This is a genomic window from Nocardiopsis chromatogenes YIM 90109 (genome assembly GCF_000341185.1).
Taxonomy (GTDB): domain Bacteria; phylum Actinomycetota; class Actinomycetes; order Streptosporangiales; family Streptosporangiaceae; genus Nocardiopsis_A; species Nocardiopsis_A chromatogenes.
The window spans coordinates 1-8267 of record NZ_ANBH01000083.1 but is presented as its reverse complement, the minus strand read 5'-3'; the positions used below and the strand labels follow the sequence as shown (position 1 = coordinate 8267).

The following is an 8267-nucleotide window of genomic DNA, read 5'->3' as shown; positions in this document are numbered from 1 at the left end:
GGGGGCCCCGCCTCCAGCCGCTCCCCGGTCACGCCGAGCGGTTCGCGGCTGGTGGCCAGCACCCTCACCCCGGGGCAGACGGCCAGCAGCCGCTCCATGGCGTCGGCGACGTCGCCCACCAGGTGCTCGCAGTTGTCGGCGACCAGCAGCAGCCGCCGCCCGGAGAGCACCTCGGCGGCGCGCCCCAGCGGGTCGTCGGCGGCCCCGCCCACCTGGAGGGGGGTGACGGCGCGCTCGCGCACCCCCAGCGCGTCCAGCAGCGCCTCGGGCACGGCCGCGCCGTCGCGCAGCGGGGCGAGGTCGATGAACCACACCCCGTCGGGGACCAGGTCGGCGCGCTCGGCGGCCAGGCGGGTGCCGGTCTCCACCGCCAGCCGGGTCTTGCCCGACCCGCCCGGGCCCACCAGGGTGACCAGCCGCTCGCCGGAGAGCAGCCCCAGGGCGGCGCTCAGCTCCTCGTCTCGGGCCACGAACGCGGTCAGCGACGCCGGGAGCCGCACCGGCGGCGCGTCCGCGCCGGGCGACGCGGGCGCGGGCCCGGCCTGCGCGCCGTCCCCGGCCGCCGGGCCGCCGTCCCCGGCCGCACCGGCCCGCTCCGGCGCCGCCCCGGCGGGGGCGGACCCTTCCAGCTCCCCGCGCAGCAGCCGCAGGTGCAGCTCGGCGATGCGCTCGGAGGGGTCGATGCCCAGCTCCTCGGCCAGGCCGGTGCGCAGCCCCTCGTAGGCCGAGAGCGCGTCCACCGTGCGCCCGGAGGCCGCCAGCGCCCGCATCAGCAGCNCATCAGCAGCCCCCCCGGCCGCTCGCGCAGCGGCTCGCGGGCGGCCAGCGCCTCGATCTCGGGCAGCGCGGCGATGTGGTCGCCCGCCTCGACCCGCGCCTCCAGGTACTCGGCCTGCACCGCGCGCAGCTGCTCGGCCAGCCGGACCGCCTCGCCCTCGCCGCCGGCCTCGGCGAACTCGGGCAGCGGGTCGCCCCGCCACAGCTCCAGCGCCCGGCCCAGCAGGTCGGCCGCGTCCGCGGCGGCGCCCCGGGCCCGGGCGCGCCGCCCCTGGCGCACCAGGTCCTCGAACCGCCACAGGTCGACCTGCTCGGGGGCGACCTCCAGCCGGTAGCCGGAGGCGTCGCCGACCACCGGCGCCTGGTCGCCGAGCACCTTGCGCAGCCGCGACACCAGCGCCTGCAGCGCGTTCGGAGCCCCGGCCGGGGCGTCGGAGCCCCAGATCCCGTCGATCAGGCGCTCGGTGCCCACCGTGCGCCCGGGGGCCAGCAGCAGCATGGCCAGCAGGCGGCGCAGGCGGTTGCCGCCCACCGCGACGGGCCGGCCCGCACCGTCGCGCACCGCCAGTGGACCGAGAATGGAGAACCGCACCGTCATATGATCCCCGATGCGGCCCCCGCTCCCTCCCCGCTTCGCCCCTCCGCGTCGGCCGGGCCCGGCCACAGGGGCGGGGCGGAGGCGGGGACACCCCCGCCTTCCGGGGTCCGCGCCCGCCCGCACGGCAGTAAGGTGCGGTGGGAAGAAGCAGCAAGACGCGCCCCGCGCACGGCATCCGGCCCCTCGGCCCCGACGACCCATTCGCAGGAGCCCCATGAACTCGGCAGCACGTCACCGTTCCCCCGGCCCCGGCCGCGCGGTCCGCTCACGTGCCCCCGGAAGGCGCAGAGCCGTGCTGGCGGCCGGCGCGGCGGCCGCCCTGGCCGCCGCGGGCGGCTGCACCGGGTTCACCCCCGGGAACGGCGAGCTGACCGAGGACATCAACGTCAGCAGCACCCTGCTGATGGAGGGGTCGATGCTGCCCGACGCCTTCACCTGCCGCGGGGAGGAGAAGGCCGGCTCGCCCCCGCTGCAGTGGTCCGGACAGCCCGAGGACATCGGCTCCTTCGCCATCGTCGCCGACGACCCGGGATCGGCCGAGGTGTTCTGGGTGCTCTTCGACCTGGATCCGGCCACCGTGGAGATCCGCCAGGACGGCGTCCCCCAGCCGGCGCAGACCGGGGAGAACAGCTTCGGCGACACGGGCTACACTCCGCCGTGCCCGGAGGAGGACGACCCGCACGAGTACCGGTTCACCGTATATGCGCTGGACCAGAAGCTGGAGCTGCCGCAGGGCGCGCCGCTCACCGACACTCTGGAGGGCATCTCCGCGCATACGGTGGCCCGGGGGTCGCTGGTGACGGCGGCCGAGTAGCCGGGCCCGGACACGCCCCGCCCGGCCCACAGGGCCCGACCGCCCGACCGGCGGCCGACCGCCGCGCAGGCGAAAAATTCGGCGGTCACCCGCTGCACTCGCGGCACAACTGGGCATAAAGTGGGGCCGTGTCCCCCCTGCATTTGCTGATGACCGAAAACGTATCCGACTGTGCGAGGCGCCTGCGCCGCCCGAGCGCGCGTTCGGCGCCCCGTCCCGGGGGCCACCAGTCCGCGCACGTCACCCCCGCCGGTGGCACCTCCGTCCCCGACACGGCCACGGCCCCAAGGGTGGTGCAAGTATGACCGTACTGATCGCAACGATCGTCGCGATCATCGTCGTCCTTCTCGTCCTCGTGCTGATCCTGCTGGGTATGCGGGCTCTCAACCACGGGCGCGAGGACGATTTCGACGACTACGACGACGGCTACGGCGAGGGCTCGGACGAGGGGGAGGACGCCCCCCGCCCGGCGCGCCGCGGCCGCTCCCGCCGCTCCCGCGCCTCGGCGGACTGGGACGACGACTCCGACATCTCCGGCAGCTCCTTCTGGTCCGACACCGACATGGACGGCGCCGACGACGACGAGCCCGCGCCGCGCGGCCGCTCGCGCGCCGGGCGCCGCGAGGCGCGCCGGGACACGCGCGCGGAGGCCACCGGCCCCATGGACGGCGTCGACGACGAGGACGACGCCTCCGGGGACGAGCCGGAGCCGCGCGGCCGGTCCCGCTCCGGCCGCCGCCGGGGCCGCCGCGAGACCCGCGCCGAGGCCACCGGTCCGATGGCGGGCGTCGACGACGAGGACGCGCCGGAGGCCTACGGGGCACCCGAACCGGAGCCCGAACCCGCCTCGCGCCGCTCCCGCGGGCGCCGGGCCCGCCGCGAGCACGAGGCCGACGCCCCGCAGCCCGCCTCCGCCGAGCCCGCCTCCGCCGGGGCCGGTGCGGGGGCCGACGACGGGCTCGCCAAACTCGCCAGCCTGGGCCAGGGCGCCGCCCCTGCACCGGCGGCCGCCGAGCCCGCCGCGCCCTCGGCCCCGCACGACCCGCTGGGCACGGCGCCCGGCGCGGCCCCGTCCCCGGCCCCCGACCCCCTCGCCGGGACGGCCGCGAGCGCGACGTACGACCCCCTCGGGGCCCACTCGGCCCCCGCGGCCCCGCCCTCCACGGCCCCGTCCCCGGCGTCCTCCCCCGCTCCGGCCGCCGACGACCCGCTGAGTGGGCCCTCCACCGCCGCCTCCCCCGGCAGAGCGTTCGGGTCCTCCTTCTCGCCCTCGCCCTCCCCCGCCGCCGACCCGCTGGGCGCGCCGTCCTCCTCCTACGGCTCCGCCGCCCACACCCCGTCGGCCCCCGCCTCCCCCCTGGGGACGCCGTCGTCCTATGACACCGGCTCCTACGGCACCGGCGCCTACGACACGGGGTCGTTCACCACCGGCTCCTCCCCCACGGGCGCATCGGCCACGGGCGCGTTCACCACCGGTTCGCACAGCCGCGGCTCCTACTCCGCGCCCGCCGCGGGGTCCCCCTTCGACACCGGCGAGTACTCCCGCCCGTCGATGCCGGACTACGAGCGCGGCCCGGGTTCGCCCTACGACACCGGCAACCACTCCCGGCCCGCCACGCCCTACGGTGCGACCGGCCCGGCGCCGTCCCCGGCCCCCTCGGCCTACGACACCGGGTCGCACGCCCGCCCTGTCTCCGGGTCGCCCTACGACACCGGCGACTACAGCCGCGCGGCCGCGCTCGGCGGCGGCTACGGGTCCGCCTCGTCCCCGTACGACACCGGCAGCTACTCGCGCCCGTCCTATGGGGCGCAGGCGCCGGTGGGCGAATCGTTCGGGGCGGGCGACCGCGGGGCGGGGACCGAGCCCGCCGCACCGCTGTGGTCGAGCATGGACACCGGGTCGCACCGCCGCCCTGAGGCGCCGTCGGCCCCGCCCCCCGCGCCCGCCTCCGACTTCGGCGGCGAGTACGGGGGCGCCTACGGCCCCTCCGACCGTTTCGGCGGCGGCGACACCGGCGGGTACGCCTCGCCCGGGGCGCCCTACGGCGCGCCGCCCGAGCACGCCACCGGGGGAGTGCCGTCGATGGCGCCGCGCACCGGGTTCGAGCCGGGCTACGGGGGCTCCTCCTACGGGCAGGCCGCCTCCTACGGGACGGGAGGCTACGACAGCGGGGCCCTCGGCTCCCCCTACGGCGCCGCAGGCCAAGACGGCGCCGGGGCCGCGTCGCCCTACGGGCGGGTGGGCGCCCCCCAGCCGCCGACGGGGGCCCAGCCCTCCTACGGCGGCGCCGGATACGGCGACACGCTGGGCGACTACGGGTACCCGGCCGACGCCACCGGCGGCTACCCGGCCTACGGCGGCCCGTACCCGGGGGCCGCGGAGTCCGCCGACCCCGACGGCCGCCAGTGGCGCCCGGGCGGCTACGGAGGCTACGGCGACCCGAGGCGCTGAAGCAGCTCTGACGCGGCCGAGACGGCGGGGACGGCCCCCGCACCCCCGGGTGCGGGGGCCGTCTCCATGCGGGGGCGCTTCAGCCGCCGCCCCTACAGCGTCCCGACGCGCCCCGCCCGGCGTCCCGGCGCGACCCCGGCGGCGCCGCGGTCACCGGTCCGGCGGGCCTACGGATGCGCGTAGAATTCGGTGACGGGAGAGTCGGCCAGACGGTCGCGGCGCCGTTCGGCGGCGTCGAGGAAAGTCCGGACTCCACAGGGCAGGGTGGTCGGTAACACCGACCCGGGGCGACCCGCGGGACAGTGCCACAGAAAACAGACCGCCACCGCTCGCGGTGGTAAGGGTGAAACGGTGGTGTAAGAGACCACCAGCGGCCGGAGTGATCCGGTCGGCTAGGTAAACCCCACCCGGAGCAAGGTCGAGAAGGGGGCTCACGCCCCCGCGCGGACGTTCGAGGGCTGCCCGCCCGAGGTCCGCGGGTAGACCGCACCGAGGCCGCCGGCAACGGCGGTCCCAGATGGATGGCCGTCCGCCCCCGTCCGCGGGGGCCGACAGAATCCGGCTTACCGGCCGACTCTCCCCTTACACCCGCCTGAGCCGCCCAGCGGCGGCACCGGCCGCCGAACCCGGTCGCCGCAGGACATCCCGCTTTCGCGATTCCAGTCGTTCGGGGCACCGAACGCCGCGCGCCACGGTTCCGGGCCCATCCGATCGTTGCACCCCGGCATCCCGGTCGGCTCGTCAGAGACGATGGTGTCGTCCTATCAGGACACCGGGGCGGATACACCCCAAGGCGCTGCGCGGCTAGGCCGCGATGTGACCGCCGGTCACCGTCGCACCCTCTGCCTGTGGGCCAGGGTCGGCTTCCGCGATGTCGCACATCTTGGTGATGCGGGCGGCGACCTGGCGGGCCTCGTCTATGGTCATGCGGAGGCCAGAGGATCCGCTAGGGTGCGCGACCTCCAGGCGGACGCCCGGCCCGGACTCGCCGTGCTCCTGCCACAAGGAGGCGTCGACCGACCCGCCTCCGGCCAGGAACTGGCCGTCGTCGTCTTCGCCGTAGCCGTGGACGATGTCGACGACGCACCGCTCATTGGGGTGGGCGTCGGTGTAGTAGCACCACGCCGGGCACTGGGCGAACGACTTTCCTCGCTTCCCATCTGCATCGCCCGGTCACGGCAACGGGAGCCGGACCCGGTCGCCGCAAAGCGTCCCACTTTCGCCGCCCCACCGGGTTCCCTGGCCGACTGAGGTCACGGTGCTCTCCTCCGCGGTGCTCCTCTGCTAAGAAACGCGCATGCGCATGGTGCTCTCGCGGCGGCACTCCGAGCGGGCCCGGAACGGGGTGCGTGCGCCGGTGCGCACCTGGTTCGTGGCCGGGGGAACCGTCGCCGCCGTGCTCGCGGCCCTGTGGGGCATCCTCTTCCCGCTCACCGACTGGGCGGCCGCTGACAGCCTCACCGGGCTCTCCGGGAGGGACCGGGCCGACGTCATCGACGCCACCCGCCGCACCCTGCTCCAGGCGGCCGGAGGGGCCGCGGCGCTGATGGCGCTGGTGTTCACCGTCCGGACGTACCTCCTGAACCGCAGAGGGCAGCAGACCCAGAGGTTCAAGGACGCCGTCGAACAGCTCGGCTCCGACCACACCGCCGTGCGCATCGGCGGCGTCTACTCCCTCGAACACATCATGCGCGAGTCCGCCGAGGATCACCGGACCGTGGTGGAGGTCCTGTCCGCCTTCGTGCGCGAGACGAGTCCGGCCCCCGATACGGCGGAGGAGGCGTCGGGGAGAAGGCTCGGGACCGACGTACAGGCGGCGCTGACGGTGCTCGGGAGACGCCCGCCCCGGGAGGAGACCGCCCCGCTCAACCTGCACGCCACGGACCTGCGCGGCGCGGAGCTGATGAACGCCCGCTTACAGCACGCGAACCTGTCGGCCGCGCTCCTCGGCGGCGCGAACCTGTCGGGTGCCCGGCTGGAGGCCGCGAGAATGCGCAGCGCTGATCTGAACGCCGCACGACTGCGGCACGCCCATCTGGAGGGCGCCGATCTCGCGGATGCGCGGATGGAGGGCGCGGACCTGCTCAACGCACGGTTGGCGTACGCGAGGCTGTGGGGCGCCCTCCTCCTGGACGCGGACCTGGGCAGCGCCGACCTTGAGGGGGCGTACATGAGGAACGCCCGCCTCGAAGGCGCGAACCTGTACGCCGCGAACCTGAGGCGGGCGAACCTGACGGGCGCCGGACTCGAACGCGCGGACCTGAGGCGGACCGACCTGGCATCGGTCGACGGCCTCCATGAACAGCAGACCGCCTCGGCGATCGTGGACGACTGACGGGCCGACCGGATGCCCGTTCCCCCTCCCCTTCGTTCCGCTACTCGGCCTCGCCCTCCACGAGTTCCCCGATCTCATCGATGAACGTGGTGTGGTGCATGCCCGTATACACCTCTTCGATCTCGTCGATGGGCGAATCGCCCACGACGGCGATCGGGCAGTTCTCGGTGCCCGAGGGCACGTCGCCCGTGGCGACCTCGTCGCCGGTGTGCAGGGCGTAGACGGTGTACTCGTAGGTCTGCTCGTACAGCGGGTACTCGCCACCATCGGTGTACTCACAGGTGTCGAGGCGCTCGTCCCCCTGGGAGGCCGGGCGCAGGCACACCACCAGCTCGACCTCCTCGACGGATTCAGGGAGCCAGCTCTCGTAGCTGGACCCCTCCTCCTTGAGCTTGTAGTCGGGAAGCTGGGCGTTGTTGGACGGGGTGTCGGCGAAGACGGCGGCGGGGTGCGGCCCCGCGCCCGCGTACTCGGGCGCGTCCGGGTACCCGGCGACGGCCTTCTCCCCACTGCTCGCCCCCACCTCATCGCGAGGGGCCGAACGGCAGTAGACGTCGAGGTCCTCCAGCTGCTCCGGGCTGGGCGTGAGGAGGGTGGAAGAGGGCGACGGGGACGGGGACGACGGGGCGGCTCCGGAGGCCTGCCCTGCGCCGCCGGTGCATCCGCCGAGGGCGGCGACCAGGGCCACGGGGGCGACACGTAGCGCGGTCCGGATCCGCCGGGCATTCCAGGGGGGCGTCGGCTGGGGGATGGACACGGAGGCGATCCTTTCCGAGTGTGCCTGCGCCCACTCTGGCACAAGACACCCGACCGGGACCTATGGGATCTTTCAGCGCGGGAGTGGGCCGCCCGCCGATCCTCCCGTGACATACGGCAGGGGCCGGAATCCCTTGTCGGGGCGGGCTTTGCGGGCCCCGGCCCGATAGATTGGTGCGGTGGGCCGCTCCGGCGACGGCGGCGCGGCCGCGCGGAATCGGGACCTCTCGGGGAGAGATCGGGTAGAGCGCACATGGACATGAACGTGGTCTGGGGGGTGCTGTTCGGGCTGCCGATCCTGGCGATCATCGTGATCATCGGGTTCGCCCGCTACCAGTCCTCAGAAGTGCAGCAGGACGGCCGGGACGACCGCCCCGAGGAGGAGTGAGGGCGGGCGCTCCGGCGACCGCCCGGACCGGCGGCACGCACGGCCGCCGGTGCCCCCCTGGACCGTGCACCCCACGGAAGGCGCCCCGGCAGAAGGCGCCCCCGCCGGTGCGGCGCGGAGCCTGCCCGGCTGAAGCCCGCCCGGCTC

General features: G+C 75.6%; 8 protein-coding genes and 1 other RNA gene. 5 read left to right on the top strand and 4 right to left on the bottom strand.

Features of this window, described 5'->3' with window-relative positions; translation table 11 throughout:
- Window positions 1-770: BTAD domain-containing putative transcriptional regulator (locus D476_RS39655; protein ID WP_275041544.1), on the bottom strand; the 770-nt coding region annotated here is incomplete at its 3' end.
- The gene (locus D476_RS39650) at window positions 770-1276 is read right to left on the bottom strand and encodes an AfsR/SARP family transcriptional regulator (RefSeq protein WP_449289397.1); all 507 of its coding nucleotides are present in this window, start codon (window positions 1274-1276) and stop codon (window positions 770-772) included. The genes D476_RS39650 and D476_RS39655, both read right to left, overlap by 1 nt.
- Before the next feature lie 391 nt (window positions 1277-1667).
- Between D476_RS39650 and D476_RS0108650 the strand changes: the two genes are divergently transcribed.
- The 3 genes from D476_RS0108650 (at window position 1668) to rnpB (ending at window position 5223) form a co-directional block, all read left to right on the top strand.
- On the top strand, window positions 1668-2189 hold the full coding sequence (locus tag D476_RS0108650; protein WP_017623549.1) for a YbhB/YbcL family Raf kinase inhibitor-like protein: 522 nt from the start codon (window positions 1668-1670) through the stop codon (window positions 2187-2189).
- A 301-nt stretch (window positions 2190-2490) separates the two neighbouring features.
- Entirely contained in the window at window positions 2491-4641 is a 2151-nt protein-coding gene (locus D476_RS32580; RefSeq protein WP_040725707.1) for a hypothetical protein, read from the top strand.
- Between the two features lie 197 nt (window positions 4642-4838).
- An RNA gene (rnpB, locus tag D476_RS35525) (RNase P RNA component class A) lies at window positions 4839-5223 on the top strand.
- Between the two features lie 222 nt (window positions 5224-5445).
- Here rnpB and D476_RS39645 read toward each other — a convergent pair.
- Window positions 5446-5568: a hypothetical protein gene (locus tag D476_RS39645; protein WP_275041542.1), complete on the bottom strand. Its 123-nt coding sequence runs from the start codon at window positions 5566-5568 to the stop codon at window positions 5446-5448.
- Between the two features lie 370 nt (window positions 5569-5938).
- Between D476_RS39645 and D476_RS0108635 the strand changes: the two genes are divergently transcribed.
- Window positions 5939-6976 (top strand): pentapeptide repeat-containing protein, encoded by a 1038-nt coding sequence (locus D476_RS0108635; RefSeq protein ID WP_017623547.1) that lies wholly within the window; start codon window positions 5939-5941, stop codon window positions 6974-6976.
- A gap of 40 nt (window positions 6977-7016) precedes the next feature.
- Here the strand turns inward: D476_RS0108635 and D476_RS0108630 are convergent, their stop codons facing one another.
- On the bottom strand, window positions 7017-7733 hold the full coding sequence (locus D476_RS0108630) for a hypothetical protein (protein WP_239648641.1): 717 nt from the start codon (window positions 7731-7733) through the stop codon (window positions 7017-7019).
- 252 nt (window positions 7734-7985) lie between these two features.
- Between D476_RS0108630 and D476_RS39640 the strand changes: the two genes are divergently transcribed.
- Window positions 7986-8120: a hypothetical protein gene (locus tag D476_RS39640; protein WP_017623545.1), complete on the top strand. Its 135-nt coding sequence runs from the start codon at window positions 7986-7988 to the stop codon at window positions 8118-8120.
- Window positions 8121-8267 lie beyond the last annotated feature (147 nt).